14 protein-coding genes are annotated in these 14,313 nt (G+C 46.1%); 10 read left to right on the forward strand and 4 right to left on the reverse strand.

Translation table 11 applies throughout. The features are described 5' to 3' along the window. Positions 1 to 177: 177 nt before the first annotated feature. A complete protein-coding gene (locus tag AC5JPT_RS06355; protein WP_493857508.1) occupies positions 178 to 972 on the reverse strand; it encodes a UTRA domain-containing protein in 795 nt (264 codons plus the stop codon). Positions 973 to 1,277: 305 nt separating this feature from the next. On the opposite strand from AC5JPT_RS06355, the gene hutU reads away from it, so the two are divergent. The 10 genes from hutU (at position 1,278) to AC5JPT_RS06405 (ending at position 11,587) form a co-directional block, all read left to right on the forward strand. Continuing rightward, complete coding sequence (hutU, locus tag AC5JPT_RS06360) at positions 1,278 to 2,999, forward strand: urocanate hydratase (protein WP_493857509.1); 1,722 nt, start codon at positions 1,278 to 1,280, stop codon at positions 2,997 to 2,999. Between the two features lie 63 nt (positions 3,000 to 3,062). Beyond that, on the forward strand, positions 3,063 to 4,625 hold the full coding sequence (gene hutH / locus AC5JPT_RS06365; protein WP_493857510.1) for a histidine ammonia-lyase: 1,563 nt from the start codon (positions 3,063 to 3,065) through the stop codon (positions 4,623 to 4,625). 27 nt (positions 4,626 to 4,652) lie between these two features. Further along, positions 4,653 to 5,693, forward strand: coding sequence for a formimidoylglutamase (hutG, locus tag AC5JPT_RS06370; protein ID WP_493857511.1), 1,041 nt, complete (start codon positions 4,653 to 4,655; stop codon positions 5,691 to 5,693). Between the two features lie 59 nt (positions 5,694 to 5,752). Next, a complete protein-coding gene (gene hutI, locus AC5JPT_RS06375; RefSeq protein WP_493857512.1) occupies positions 5,753 to 7,078 on the forward strand; it encodes an imidazolonepropionase in 1,326 nt (441 codons plus the stop codon). A 244-nt stretch (positions 7,079 to 7,322) separates the two neighbouring features. After that, positions 7,323 to 7,685, forward strand: coding sequence for a roadblock/LC7 domain-containing protein (locus AC5JPT_RS06380; RefSeq protein WP_493857513.1), 363 nt, complete (start codon positions 7,323 to 7,325; stop codon positions 7,683 to 7,685). A gap of 188 nt (positions 7,686 to 7,873) precedes the next feature. Beyond that, complete coding sequence (locus AC5JPT_RS06385; RefSeq protein ID WP_493857514.1) at positions 7,874 to 8,368, forward strand: PAS domain-containing protein; 495 nt, start codon at positions 7,874 to 7,876, stop codon at positions 8,366 to 8,368. A 3-nt stretch (positions 8,369 to 8,371) separates the two neighbouring features. After that, positions 8,372 to 9,121, forward strand: a complete 750-nt coding sequence (locus AC5JPT_RS06390) for a PhnD/SsuA/transferrin family substrate-binding protein (RefSeq protein ID WP_493857515.1) — start codon at positions 8,372 to 8,374, stop codon at positions 9,119 to 9,121. 99 nt (positions 9,122 to 9,220) lie between these two features. Then, positions 9,221 to 9,850, forward strand: coding sequence for a hypothetical protein (locus AC5JPT_RS06395; protein ID WP_493857516.1), 630 nt, complete (start codon positions 9,221 to 9,223; stop codon positions 9,848 to 9,850). A 62-nt stretch (positions 9,851 to 9,912) separates the two neighbouring features. Then, positions 9,913 to 10,527, forward strand: coding sequence for a hypothetical protein (locus AC5JPT_RS06400; RefSeq protein ID WP_493857517.1), 615 nt, complete (start codon positions 9,913 to 9,915; stop codon positions 10,525 to 10,527). Between the two features lie 382 nt (positions 10,528 to 10,909). Then, positions 10,910 to 11,587: a class I SAM-dependent methyltransferase gene (locus AC5JPT_RS06405; protein WP_493857518.1), complete on the forward strand. Its 678-nt coding sequence runs from the start codon at positions 10,910 to 10,912 to the stop codon at positions 11,585 to 11,587. Between the two features lie 6 nt (positions 11,588 to 11,593). Here the strand turns inward: AC5JPT_RS06405 and AC5JPT_RS06410 are convergent, their stop codons facing one another. From AC5JPT_RS06410 to AC5JPT_RS06420, 3 genes are read right to left on the reverse strand one after another with little or no spacing between them, the layout of a single operon-like run. Further along, the gene (locus tag AC5JPT_RS06410) at positions 11,594 to 12,154 is read right to left on the reverse strand and encodes a GNAT family N-acetyltransferase (protein WP_493858439.1); all 561 of its coding nucleotides are present in this window, start codon (positions 12,152 to 12,154) and stop codon (positions 11,594 to 11,596) included. A gap of 34 nt (positions 12,155 to 12,188) precedes the next feature. Further along, entirely contained in the window at positions 12,189 to 12,944 is a 756-nt protein-coding gene (locus AC5JPT_RS06415) for an NTP transferase domain-containing protein (RefSeq protein ID WP_493857519.1), read from the reverse strand. Further along, positions 12,941 to 14,236 carry an XdhC family protein gene (locus tag AC5JPT_RS06420; protein ID WP_493857520.1) on the reverse strand — a complete coding sequence of 432 codons (1,296 nt, stop codon included), beginning with the start codon at positions 14,234 to 14,236 and terminating at the stop codon, positions 12,941 to 12,943. Before AC5JPT_RS06420 ends, AC5JPT_RS06415 begins: the two co-directional genes overlap by 4 nt. Positions 14,237 to 14,313 lie beyond the last annotated feature (77 nt).

Here is a 14,313-nt window from a genome sequence, read left to right on the forward strand (position 1 = left end):
TGAGGTTACTCAGCATATTTTTCAATGCTGTTTGAATATTATTTTTCAAAAGTATGGATGTACAATTGCGGCTACATAAGAAGCCATGACGGCTCAATAAATAACAACTTATGGATATAGTAGCTCATTTTGGATAGCACAAACGTACAAAATCAGTGAGTATACGTAAGACAGTCACTATAACCTACCTGAGAACTGATAACGATCGCCAGCATGCCACATTTTGACAAAGGTCACTACTTGACCTGCTGAGTAAGTTTGCCTGCGTAGTACTAGGGTTGGGGATTGCGGGGTAATCTGCAGAGCGTCTGCCACCTCGTTTGGCGCGGCAAGGGCACGGATGGTATAGCTGCCGCTCTCTAGCGGTATTTTTTCAACCAGGTAATCACTAGTATTGACGACTGTAAAGTCCTGCTCGATGAACTCTGGTGCCCTCTTAGCATCAACCCAGCGCTCTTCAAACTGTATAGGCTGACCATCTGCGAAATGGATAATTTTTACCTCATAAAGAATAGCCGCATCGCCCAAGCTGTCTATACCAAGGCTACTAATACTACTGCCCGTCTCATTTGTATCAGCGCTTGGACTAACAGGCGACGCTACTTCATCAATACCGAATTTGCGACGTAATTTATCACCGATCATAGCAGCAGTCATCGCGCGTTTACTCACGACTTTGGCTTCATAGTCACGATTGGCTGATTTGAGGTCCTCTGCGATATTACGCACTTCTACAAAGGTATGGTTAAACTGCTGCTGCGCGACAAACGTACCTGAGCCTTGACGGCGTTCCAATACCCGCTCCTCACTCAGCTCTTTGAGCGCGCGATTGACCGTCATCCGTGATACGCCAAACTCTTCAGCCAATGCCATTTCAGTAGAAATCGCCTTACCTGCCTGCCACTTACCAGAATGAATGTTGTCTAATATGGCATTTTTTATACGTTGATATGCTGGAGTTGTCTTCGTCATGTTTGTCTTTAACCGTCAATTCTGCTCACAATAATGACAGCATAATATCATGAGACCACTGTGCAAACCTCAGCCAAAATGCCTGAGCAGTAAGCAATTTGATAAATCGATAACAAAAATAATGAGTGGGCAAATAAAAAATCCTTGCATGAAAAAATAATCTTTGATAATTTGTATATACAAATATATAGCAGCACTTAAAATATTAATTGAGCTACTCGATATTTCGATGAATTTATAGGCTGCTTGTCAAACACTGACTGTGACTACTCTATTGCCCTATTTGTTATTAAAAGGATACAACCATGACTACCGATAATGGAACCAACAACAAGCTAACTCGCCGTGATGAGTCTCGTGATATCGCCGCGCCTACTGGTAGCACACTACATTGCAAAAGCTGGCTGACCGAAGCGCCTTATCGCATGTTGCAAAACAACCTACATCCTGATGTCGCTGAAAACCCAAAAAGTCTGGTCGTCTACGGTGGTATCGGACGCGCTGCCCGTAATTGGGAAAGCTATGATCAAATCTTAGAGTCGCTAAAAGCGTTAGAAGATGATGAGACGTTGCTAGTACAGTCTGGTAAGCCTGTAGGTGTGTTTCAGACGCATGAAAACGCACCACGTGTGTTGATTGCCAACTCAAATCTTGTGCCACGCTGGGCAACGTGGGAGCATTTCAATGAGCTCGATCGCAAAGACTTATTTATGTATGGTCAGATGACCGCAGGTAGCTGGATTTATATCGGCACGCAAGGCATCGTGCAAGGCACTTACGAGACCTTTGTGGAAGCGGGTCGTCAGCATTATGACGGTAGCTGGGCAGGTCGTTGGATTTTGACTGCTGGACTTGGCGGTATGGGCGGCGCGCAGCCATTAGCCGCGACTTTTGCAGGCGCAACGTCACTGAACATCGAGTGTCAGCAGTCTAGTATCGATTTCCGCCTACGTACTGGTTATGTCGATAAGCAAGCAGATAACCTCGACCATGCTTATGAGTTAATCAAACAACATACCGATGCTGGCGAAGCTGTTTCTATCGCCTTACTTGGTAACGCTGCAGATATCCTGCCTGAGATGGTCAAGCGTGCCAAAGCAGGTGGCGCTGGTGGCATGAAGCCAGATTTGGTTACCGATCAAACCTCAGCGCATGATTTGATTAATGGCTATCTCCCAAGCGGCTGGACAGTAGAGGAATGGAGGTCCGCGCAAGAGGATCCAGAGCAACACGCCGCATTGACCAAAGCCGCTGCTCAATCTTGTGCCGTACACGTACAAGCGATTTTGGATCTGCAAGCGATGGATATCCCAGCGACTGATTACGGTAATAATATCCGTCAGGTTGCGTTTGATGAAGGGGTCAAAGATGCCTTTAATTTCCCAGGTTTTGTCCCTGCGTATATTCGTCCGCTATTTTGCCAAGGCAAAGGCCCATTCCGCTGGGTAGCACTCTCAGGCGATCCAGAAGACATCTATAAGACCGATCAAAAAATCAAAGAGCTGTTCCCTGAAAACCAACATATCCATCGTTGGCTCGATATGGCAAAAGAGCGTATTCAGTTCCAAGGCTTGCCTGCGCGTATCTGCTGGTTAGGTCTAGGCGAACGTGACAAAGCAGGTTTGGCATTTAATGAAATGGTTAAAAACGGTGAGCTAAAAGGCCCTATCGTCATTGGTCGTGACCACTTAGACACGGGTTCTGTTGCCAGTCCAAACCGCGAAACCGAAAGCATGAAAGATGGCTCAGATGCGGTATCTGATTGGGCATTATTGAATGGCATGCTCAATGTCGCGGGCGGCGCGACTTGGGTATCACTACATCATGGCGGCGGCGTGGGCATGGGCTACTCGCAGCACTCAGGCATGGTCATCGTCGCAGATGGTACCGACGCTGCAGCTAAACGCTTATCACGAGTACTGGTCAATGACTGTGGTTCAGGGGTTATGCGTCACGCTGATGCAGGTTATGAGCTGGCGATTAAAACCGCGAAAGATTACGGTTTGAATTTGCCAATGATTAGATAATAAGCACCGCCTTAACACCATAAAAATAATTAACTATACGACTATGCAACTAGGATTACCCTTATGAGCAACATCAAACAATTGACCCTACATCCACGCCAGCTTAGCTTTGAGATGCTACGTGAAATCTATGATCAGCCCGTGGTATTGAGCTTGCCTGAGAGCGCTTATGAGGCGATTGATGCCTCGCACGAAGATGTGCGCACGATCATTGCCCGTGATAAAAGCGCTTATGGCATCAATACTGGTTTTGGCTTACTTGCCAAGACACGTATCAGTGATGACCAGCTTGAGCTGCTACAGCGTAACCTGATCATTTCTCATTCGGTAGGTACTGGTGACGCGCTACCAGACGGTGTGGTACGACTGATTATGGTGATGAAGGTTGCTAGCCTAGCACAAGGCGTTTCTGGTGTACGCCGCGAGGTGGTTGATAGCTTACTTGGTTTGATCAACAATCAAATCACGCCAAACATTCCCGCCAAAGGATCGGTTGGTGCATCTGGTGACTTGGCGCCATTATCACACATGACACTTGCAATGATGGGTGAAGGTCACGTCTATGTCGATGGCAAAAAAGTCCTTGCCGTTGATGCGCTAGCCCAGCATGGACTAAAGCCAATCACATTGGCCGCCAAAGAAGGCCTTGCTCTCATCAACGGTACGCAAGTATCAACCGCACTAGCATTACGTGGTTATTTCTTAGCACGGGATTTGCTTGAGACAGCGACTATCGTCGGCTCGCTATCGATTGATGCTGCCAAAGGCTCAGATTCACCATTTGATGCCCGTATTCATGAAGTACGTGGTCATCATGGTCAGATAGAGATCGCCAAAGCGCATCGTCAATTGATCAAAGGCAGTGCTATTCGTGCCTCGCACGATGGCGAACAAGATGATCGCGTACAAGACCCTTACTGCTTACGATGTCAGCCGCAGGTCATGGGTGCTTGCCTTGATATCATCAACCAAGCAGGAAAAACGCTACTCATCGAATCCAATGCGGTGACAGACAATCCGCTTATCTTTAATAACGAAGATGGCCCGGTCGCCATATCAGGTGGTAACTTCCATGCCGAGCCAGTCGCTTTTGCCGCGGATATTTTAGCCTTGGCAATCGCTGAGATTGGCTCGATGTCTGAGCGCCGTGTGGCCTTGCTGATTGATGCAACGCTGTCAGGTGGCTTACCGCCATTCTTGGTCGATAACGCTGGGGTGAACTCAGGCTTTATGATTGCGCATGTGACCGCCGCAGCACTGGCATCGGAAAACAAATCTATCGCCCATCCAGGCAGCGTCGATAGTATCCCAACTTCTGCCAACCAAGAAGATCATGTATCCATGGCAACATATTGTGCACGCCGCCTATACGAGATGGCGCAAAACACGGCCACTATCATCGGTATTGAGCTGCTAGCTGCTGGTCAAGGCATTGACTTCCATCGAGGACTCGAGACGTCAGAGCCGTTGACAGTGGCACATCAGAAGCTACGTGAGAAAGTGACATTCTATGATAAAGACCGCTACCTAGCCCCAGATATCGAGGCAGCCAAGCAGCTAGTACTAGACGGTACACTTGCTGAGCATTGGCAAGAACTGCGTCGCGACTGGTACGAGTCTAAGTAACCGTTAATTGGTTAAAGGAGAGCAACGATGACAGTAGCAACCACACCCATTAACCATACACCTGCTGATATGACCCAGTGGACAGGCCGTGCTGAGCCGTTTGAGACTGCGCGCGCCCGCTACTGGTATCAGCTTGCCCAGCCTTATGAGGCTCAAAATATCGGGTTGGTTGGTTTTGCCTGTGACCAAGGCGTTAGACGCAATCAAGGCCGCGTGGGTGCTAGAGCTGCTCCGCCATTGATTCGTCACGCGTTCGCTGCATTGCCAGTCATTGCCGAGTTGCAACAACGCTTTGACGATCAACTACCATCCTTACTCGGTGATGCGGGTGATATTCACTGTCATGACAACGACGGCTTTGCCGAGCGTACACTTGAGCAAGCTCAGATCAAGTATGCCGATGCAGTCGGCACTATCATCAAACAAGGTGGACTACCCATCGGATTGGGCGGTGGTCATGCCATCGCTTACGGCAGCTTTTTGGGATTGTGGCAAGCGTTAAAAGAAACAAATGACACGACTGTCAGCACATCCGCAGCACCGACAATCGGAATCATTAATTTTGATGCCCATCTTGATATTCGTCAGTCTGATGTGGCGACCTCTGGGACACCGTTTCGTCAAATTGCTGAGCACCTTGACGCACACGAGCAGCCCTTTCATTATTGCTGTATAGGGGTTAGCCGGTTTTCTAATACTGCCGCACTTTTTGATCGCGCTGAGCAACTGGGCGTGCACGTCATCAGTGACGAAGACTGTCATTATCGGCCTTGGAATACAATTGCTGAGCAGGTCAAAAGCTTCATAGATCAGGTTGATATTATTTATCTCACCATCGATATGGATTGCCTCCCCTCTAGTGTCGTTCCAGGTGTCAGTGCGCCTGCCGCCTTTGGTATTGAGCTTGGTTTTGTTGAGCGTATAGTCAAGCTGATTATGTCATCAGATAAAGTAAAAATGGCCGATATTGCTGAGATCAACCCGACCTTTGATGTTGATAGTCGTAGCTGCAAAGTGGCTGCTCGACTGCTGGCAACGATTGTAGAACAGCACTTACTTGTCAGCTAGCTCTTACAAAAAAAAAGGGCTTAATAGGTTACTCGCCTCCCAATCATTAGGAGCATACTATGAATGAATCAGAAAATTTTAACGAGCAGACGCTCGACAAACCTACTATGAAATCGTTTGACCACCTCATTATCAATGCCAACATTGCGACGTTCTCGGCACAACATGGTTTTGATATTTACGAAAAAGAAGACACTGATAGCGTCCCATATGGTCAACTACATGACGCGACTATCGGTATTAAAGACGGCGAAATTGCTTGGCTTGGGGCACAGGAGCAAATTACTGCACATCTACCTCATTATCAAGAAAATCAAATTACAAACGTCGATGGCAAATGGATAACGCCTGGACTCATCGACTGTCATACACACATTGTCTATGGCGGCAACCGCAGCAATGAGTTCGAAGCACGTTTGCAAGGTGCCAGTTACCAAGACATCGCAGCACAAGGTGGCGGTATCGTCGCAACCGTGAGCGCCACCCGCGCCGCCAGCATTGAATCGCTATTTGCACAAAGTGAAAAGCGTTTAATCGCCCTCATTAAAGAAGGCATCACCAGTATCGAGATCAAGTCGGGCTATGGTTTGGACTTAGACACTGAGCGCAAAATGCTTACTGTCGCTCGCCAGCTTGGCGAAAAATATGACATTCATGTGAGTACCACTTATCTAGCGGCTCATGCCTTGCCACCTGAGTACAAGTCTCATATGCAGGACCGTGCAGACGACTATATCGAGCAAGTCTGCGAGTGGCTGCCGATTCTACATGCAGAAGGCTTGGTCGATGCGGTCGATGGCTTTTGTGAAAACATTGCGTTTAGTAGCGATCAAATCAGACGCGTTTTTGAGGTCGCGCGCTCATTAGAGCTGCCCGTCAAACTACACTCTGAGCAGTTATCTGATATCGGCGGTAGTGCATTGGTTGCCGAATATAAAGGGCTATCTAGCGACCATTTAGAACACTTATCAGAAACTGACATAGCGAAGATGGCCGCTAGCAACACGGTTGCGGTGATATTACCCGGAGCGTTTTATACCTTGCGTGACACTAAGCTGCCACCAATTGAGGCACTGCGTAAGCACCACGTACCCATGGCGATTTCGACCGATTGCAACCCCGGAACCTCACCCTTAACATCGCTGCTATTGACGATGAATATGGGCTGTACGCTATTTTACCTCACCCCTGAAGAAGTATTGGCAGGATCAACAATTTATGCAGCGCAGGCTTTAGGATTATCTAATAAAGGAAAAGTAGAGGTTGGTTGTGACGCTGATTTGGCGTTATGGGACATCGCCCGCCCTGCTGATTTGGCATACCAAATGGGGCTTAACCCCATCCAAGGTATTATGGTTAAAGGACAATGGCGCGAGACCATATAGTCAAGCTACCTTTATTTATCTCAGTTAAAAAGCCCCAGTCATTCAATGACTAGGGCTTTTTTTGGCAAAAATATTAAAAATTTTATGAAATTAAAGAAAGAAATGTTCATAACCTTAGTTTAAATAGGGATTTACTATATCAATATCTTTAGTAAGGATTTATAATACCCTTTTTTAAACAGGGTTATTTTTGGCTAACTATAGTTCATAAATAAAAATTAACACACAGTATAGAGAAAGCGATATGCGTACAGATTCATTTCAACAGATATTGGAAGACTTAAACAGCTCATCAGCAGATGTTGAAGCATCCGCCCTAATCTCTAACGATGGTCTGATGATTGCTTCAGCTCTACCTACAGGCGTTGACGAAGACCGTGTTGGGGCGATGTCAGCAGCATTGCTATCACTGGGTGACCGTGCAGGCCGCGAGTTGGCACGCGGCAGTATCGATCGCATCATGATTCAAGGAGAAAGAGGCTATGTGATCATGACTTCATCAGGTGATGAAGCAGTACTCACCATCATGGCAAAGCCCAACGCCAAGCTTGGCTTGATATTCTTAGACATCAAGCGTGCTTCAGAAGCCCTGTCAAAACTCATTTGATTGGTAGCTTTAGCTTTTGATAAGCACCTTATCTATTCGCTTTTAATTATTATAAACATAGTCGGTTCAATATGATTTGGATACAAGGAAGCCAAGTGAAAGCCCTATAACTAGTAGACTAAGCAAGGCTAACACCATATCCAATTTATAGAGCATTGACGACATAACGACTAACGAAGGAGATGACCATGGGTTCTCCAATCCCTGATGCACACAAGCCTGACCTGCCTGCTGAGCAAATCACCCTAATCTATTATGATGGCACGTCACGGACTGTCTATGATACGGTAATAGAACGCCCTTATCCCGATGGCAAACTGATTGTCTCGCGTACCGATCTGGACGGTATCCTCACTCATGTCAACGATGCCTTTGTCGAGATTAGTGGCTACAGCGTTGATGAGCTTATCGGTCAACCGCAATCTATCTTGCGCCACCCTGATATGCCAAAAGCCGCCTATAAAGACCTATGGGATACCGCTGAATCTGGACAAAAATGGCATGGCTATGTCAAAAACTTATGCAAAGACGGTAGTCACTATTGGGTATATGCCACTGTCGTACCCAATGTTCGCCGCGGCGAAACCGTTGGCTATACCTCAGTACGCCGCAAGCCATCACGCAGCAAAATCGAAGCGGCGATGTTGCAGTACGCCCAAATGAAACAAGATGAGGAAGGCTAAATCATGACGACACACAATATGTTAATCGCCCCTGATTTCTCGCCTGAGCGCTTTGCAGGCTGGCATATGTTCAATACCTTGATTCAAAAACGTGCCAACCTAAACATGCACCTAAACATCCCAGCATCACATGCTGAGCAAGAAGCATTGATTGAGGCAGGTGATATTCAAATTATCTATGCCAATCCTTTTGATGCAGCCGCCCTCATCCGCGAGCAAGGCTATCGAGCCATTGCGCGCCCTATCGGTAAATCTGATGAAATGGTGATTGCAGCAGCGGCCAATAGCGATATCAACCGCTTAGAAGATATCACTAAAGGCGCAACTGTGGCGATGGCAGACAACCGCGACGTCAAGCTGATTGGTTTGCGTTTACTAGAAGCCGTCGATATAGAAGAATCTGATCTTAACTGGGATGTGACTGAGACCTATCAAGCCGCCGCCCGCAAAGTGATCAAAGGCGATGCCCAAGCTGCCTTTTTCTTAGCGGAAATCTTCCACAGCTTCTCACGCTTAACCAAAACCCAGCTATCGGTACTGATTGAGAGTGATTTGGCCGACATCAGCCATGTACTCCTTGTTAAAGAAAACTTTCCCGATGCGCAAATCTTCCTAGAGGCCATCCTCAATTTGCATAACGATGCAGATGGTAAAGAAGCCTTGGCTGAGCTTGGCATGCCTCAAGGGTTTGAGCCAATGAGCGAAGAAGATGCTGAGTTTATGATTGATTTGATGCAAACGCTATTGGACTGATCGCTTATTCGCTTTATTGATATCGCACTTCGTTTTACGGAATTAGGCGGTGGCTTGTTGCGCTTATTGCCATCACGGCTATGATACAAGGATACTATGATGTCTGATGCAGACCTGATCAAAGAAAATGAGAAAGTGGCGCACCGAGTATTTCGACTTTATTCGCGCAAGGTGTTTTTGGCACCCAATAACCGTCACTTTCATGAGCAGCGTATCAACGCCGCCTTACTGATGACTGAAAAAGAACCGTTACAAGGCGCTATAGCGGACTTTTTCTATGGGTGTTGGTTTGATATTCCGTACGATGTCAACAATCTCTTTACACGTATCAAGGATCGTTTGCATCCTGATGCCCAGCAAGGGTTTCGTGATTGTATTGATAAAAAGAGCTACATTCAGCGCAACAGTATGCTCGCCACTCGCTGGAGCGTGCTGGTGTCGCCGTCGCTCAATGAGCAGAAACAGCGACTGCGTATCAGTAGCGATGATGCCAAAGAAGTCGCTAAAGACATCACAAGCGAGCTGATGCAAGCATGTGCTGATCAAGACTGGGGCACCATTGAGCAAATTGAGAATGAGTTTTTTGCCTATTGTATGGCACGCAACGATCGTCTGGCATTTTCCTTAGTGTGGTTTAGCTTGGGCAAAAGTGATTGGCAGTTTGATAAGCGCTGGGACAATTGCCAACAGCACCTTGACCAAACCATTAGACTTTCTACTACACGATAGATCATCGTTTGTTTATAACCTTAAATATTTTTTATCACCCTTTCATCACTACGGTAGCCGCTATGTCTTCTTACTTAAATGCTGATAAAACCTATCTAACCCTCACGCCTGCTGGTATTTTTGAGGCGTTTTCACAAAATGAGCCAACTGACGAGCAGTTAGCACTACAAGATTTATTGTCTTATGGGCAGACACTACTCGCTGCTGATTGGTTACAGCGTTATTCTGATATCTGGCTACAGAGCTTTATCGAGCAAGGCTGGATTGAAAAACTGTCTTTGCTTTTACCCGCACCCAATTTGCCACTGGATCAGTTTTTGCCTTATGTGGTGGCGAGTTTATCGGGCAAACGCCGTGCTGCGATCGGCTCTGATGAAGGGTTTTGTCTGGCTCGGATTGGCTACAGTCAAGAAGAAGCGGACATGCTCAGTGTCGCCGCCGCCGATTTTTCAGGGTTTATGCTTCGCCAAAAGCAACGCGGCTGGGCAGTAGAGAGTCAAGCCATCTCGTTTTTTCAGCAAGTTGATTTACTCATTCCTGAAATCAGTTTTGTGTTTTTATGGATTGATGGCGCGGGCTATGTGCTTATTATCGATGGTGAACCTTTAACCAACAGTCGCGCCTTTGTAGAGCTAGTATGGGCATTAAAAACGTCTGGGCTAAAATTTCTTAGCTGATTAAATTAAAAATATCAAAGATACACTCCATATTAGATTCGTGCGCTTATATCCACTAAAGCGCACAATATTTTTCATTACTCTTTATAAATTTCCACACATCAACGCTTCTCGTATTTTTCTCGATGCCATGCTTTAGTTATAGCTAAGCTGATGCAGCAATAACAATACCTTCAGAATTAACAATAACTTGTCACTATTTGAGGCATACTCTTCTCAGACTTATCTTGTCACTGACTAAGTTTCTACGAGATATCAGCTTCTACAACATCGAGTTTTACACCATTTCCAAGATTTAAATTATCGCCTCCAACGTCCTACCTTACTGAAAGTGGCACCCTCTGCCAGGCTTTGCATTCTTGCTTCTTTTTTAGGACAGTTTATGACTTCGCTGACCACCGTGCGCGTGCGCTATCAAACGATCGAAATTGGCAACACTGATATTCATGTGTGCACTTTGCGTGACAATCAACAATTTAGCGACCCTAATGATGAGGCGTTAAATTTGGGCATTTGCTCGGCGTCTTGGCCGATGTTTGGCGTCATATGGCCATCCAGTTTGGTACTGGCCAATCATATGCTCGATTACAATATTGCGGGTAAACGAATTTTGGAAGTGGGCTGTGGCATGGCGCTATCGAGTCTCCTGCTCAATCATCGCCATGCAGACATCACAGCGACCGACTATCATCCCACGGTTGAATATTTCCTTGATAGAAATACCACGCTCAATAATAATAAAGAGATTAATTTTGAGCGCTTAGACTGGGCAGAGGACAATAGCCACCTTGGCAAGTTTGATATGATTATTGGCAGTGACTTGCTCTATGAAGACCAGCATATCGATATACTTGCTGAATTTATCGAGCGCCATGCCTTACCGACCTGTGAGGTCATCGTAGTCGACCCTGGCCGTGGCCGCAAAAACAAACTGACCAACAAGATGATTGAGTATGGCTATAGTAGTCAACATATCAAACCTGAAAATACGACTTATCTAGAGTTACCGTTTAAGGGGCATATTTTGACGTTTTCGAGATCAGCCGCATCGGATAAATAGAATGCGTTATGCTCTAAGGACTTGCCATTGCTGCCGCGTAATTTTATACAGGACATGCTCAGCAAGTGGGTGCTTAGCATTAAGCATAGGATGATAAAAATCTTGCTGTGTATTGCTCATACCTAGGCGTCGCATAAGTTTTTGCGAACGCTTATTGATAACGGCAGTAAAGGCAACGACTTCACTAAGTTCTAATATCTCAAAAGCATAGCGCAAAGCAGCATGCGCGGCCTCGGTCGCATACCCTTGTCCCCAATACTCACTATGCAAGCGCCAAGCGATCTCAACAGCAGGGGCAAATGGCATATCAGCATGTACCTCATTTAACCCAACCATACCGATAAAATCATCATTTTTATCTGAGCTGTCTTTGCGACTCACCGCCCAAAACCCCCATCCATTATCCTCAATCAGCGTCTGGCATTTTTTAGCGATAATGTTACTCATAGAAGTGGTTAATAATTTAGGAAAGTATTCCATCACTTCAGGATTGGCATTCATCTCAGCGAATGGCGTAAAATCACTAGCTTGCCACTGTCTAAGGTACAGTCGTTCGGTTTCTATCATGCTTGTCATTTCGGTCGCTTAATACTTATTATCGCTAGGATTTCTTATCCAGCCAGCCTCGTTGTTTGGCATAGATAAGCTGCTCGGGCGTATCAATATCATAGGTAAGATTATCGTTGATCACTGTACCTATTTGATCGGCTGGTAACCTTCTAATCAAATATCGTAACCCTTTATCTCCTGCTAACATTGCCTGCCATTGTTTAAGCAGCTGATAGTTAATTGCTAAAGGTAGACCAATGATATGGTTTGCAGGTTTGCTAGTAGCAGAGTTTTTATTAGATTCCGCTTCGTCCAAATTTTGATGCTTTTCTAAACGCTGCCAACTACAATAGCCACTTGCCACCACGGATTGATCACCAGCCAACAATGCGGTTAAATGCGACTCATCTAATAAAACTTGATCAACGCCTATAATAAGCACGCGCTCGATTGAATCAGCATCAAGACTGGCAATTTCAAAACTAGCAATGGTCTCAATACCCAAATACAAACTGTCCGCCATGCCGGTGTCAGGTTTTGAATTTAGCACCGCTTGAACCGCTGGATATTGTATAGCCAGCTCTGTGACTGCACTGGCAATTGCAGGATGCTTATCAGGAATCACCACGACAATGAATTGCGGATTGGTGCTCGCCGCCAATCGGATCATAGAATTAATCAACGGATCGCCATTCTTAACAAGTAGCTGTTTAGGTTGACCTAGACGCTGACTGAGGCCACTTGCCAATATGATGACCGCATGATTTTGCCCCTGTCTATCATTGTCTTCTAAAACGATACTATTCATACGGTACTCGGCACAATATCAGCATCCGTATTACCAACGCTTTTTGCTACATTCGAGCCCTCACTGTGAGAGCCTTCTACTGATGCAGCTTGCCCATGCATGACTGCATTTATCTGTGCCATGATGCCAAGCGCAAGAGCTTCAGGGCCATCACCGCCTAGCTTATAGCCAATCGGATAATGCAACTTACGGATACCAGCAGCCAAGACGTCAGGTTGTGTGAGAGTGGCGCTGATTTCATTGATTAAGCGTTCGGTACGATAACGTGGCCCTAACTGACCTAAATATCTATAATTCTGCGTATGCGCTAACAGTATCGCCAAGCGAGCGCGGTCTTGACTAAGACTATGTGACATCATAGCAACCGCCGCATTACTACTCAATTCAAGTAGCTTTTCAGTATTTTCCAGTGATAGAGCCAGCACGGCATCTGCTTGAGGAAAACGCATACGAGTCGCATATTGGGTACGACTGTCTATGACCGTGACATGCCAGTCTTGTAGCTTTGCCATCGTCACCAGTGGCATCACGTCATTGCCTGCGCCGCAAATTAATAAACGCACTTGTGGTTGCAAGCGTTGTACGAGCCACTCAGTAGTTACCTCATTCGTTTCTATAGTCACGTATTCGGTATTACTCTCAGACAGCTTGTACTCTACTAACTTTTCTACAATATCAGCCATCGTATTCAAAGGATTTATTACCTCTTGGTCTGACAAATCCTCCGAATCGTGATGTTCCTCTAAATTGATGCGCATGCCTATTGTCAACTCGGTATTCTGATAACCGTTGTTGCGAATTAAAGTAGCAACCATAACTGGCTGCTGAGTTCGCCGAACCTGACAAGTTAAATCCAGAAATGGTACGGCTGTTGCCAGACGCTCAAACAGTACATGTACACGTCCATTACAACCGAGTCCAAAGTTCAACTCATCAAAGTCTAGGCCATCCAATTCATCTAAGTCGTCTGACTCAACATCTGCGTCGATTGCTTCTTTGTTGATCGCTACCTGCGCTTGACCGTTTTCTGTATATTCAACGTCATCACCGGTCTGATAGACTTGCACAGTAGCACCGTCACGCGTGAGCCAAAAGGCACGTTTGATAATATGTGGCTCCAAGCAGCCCCCACTAATCATCCCAACCGAGCGGCCATCTTCACAGATGAGCATCATCGCACCAGCACGGCGATATGCTGAGCCCTCAGTATGTACGACCGTTGCCAATACAGCATCGACCCCTTGCTGCTGAGCGTCACCTGCCAGTTTAAGAATGTCAGCAACTTGATTCATAATGTCTCTTATTTAATGATTATTTTTTGATAATGTTGAAACATACTACCGATTAATTTACAAAAACCCGCTCAGTA

The sequence above is a fragment of the Psychrobacter sp. H26 genome, assembly GCF_059073035.1.

Coding starts and splice junctions, on each gene's coding strand:
- AC5JPT_RS06355 (WP_493857508.1), bottom strand. CDS start 972: ATGACGAAGACAACTCCAGCATATCAACGTATAAAAAATGCCATATTA.
- hutU (WP_493857509.1), top strand. CDS start 1,278: ATGACTACCGATAATGGAACCAACAACAAGCTAACTCGCCGTGATGAG.
- hutH (WP_493857510.1), top strand. CDS start 3,063: ATGAGCAACATCAAACAATTGACCCTACATCCACGCCAGCTTAGCTTT.
- hutG (WP_493857511.1), top strand. CDS start 4,653: ATGACAGTAGCAACCACACCCATTAACCATACACCTGCTGATATGACC.
- hutI (WP_493857512.1), top strand. CDS start 5,753: ATGAATGAATCAGAAAATTTTAACGAGCAGACGCTCGACAAACCTACT.
- AC5JPT_RS06380 (WP_493857513.1), top strand. CDS start 7,323: ATGCGTACAGATTCATTTCAACAGATATTGGAAGACTTAAACAGCTCA.
- AC5JPT_RS06385 (WP_493857514.1), top strand. CDS start 7,874: ATGGGTTCTCCAATCCCTGATGCACACAAGCCTGACCTGCCTGCTGAG.
- AC5JPT_RS06390 (WP_493857515.1), top strand. CDS start 8,372: ATGACGACACACAATATGTTAATCGCCCCTGATTTCTCGCCTGAGCGC.
- AC5JPT_RS06395 (WP_493857516.1), top strand. CDS start 9,221: ATGTCTGATGCAGACCTGATCAAAGAAAATGAGAAAGTGGCGCACCGA.
- AC5JPT_RS06400 (WP_493857517.1), top strand. CDS start 9,913: ATGTCTTCTTACTTAAATGCTGATAAAACCTATCTAACCCTCACGCCT.
- AC5JPT_RS06405 (WP_493857518.1), top strand. CDS start 10,910: ATGACTTCGCTGACCACCGTGCGCGTGCGCTATCAAACGATCGAAATT.
- AC5JPT_RS06410 (WP_493858439.1), bottom strand. CDS start 12,154: ATGATAGAAACCGAACGACTGTACCTTAGACAGTGGCAAGCTAGTGAT.
- AC5JPT_RS06415 (WP_493857519.1), bottom strand. CDS start 12,944: ATGAATAGTATCGTTTTAGAAGACAATGATAGACAGGGGCAAAATCAT.
- AC5JPT_RS06420 (WP_493857520.1), bottom strand. CDS start 14,236: ATGAATCAAGTTGCTGACATTCTTAAACTGGCAGGTGACGCTCAGCAG.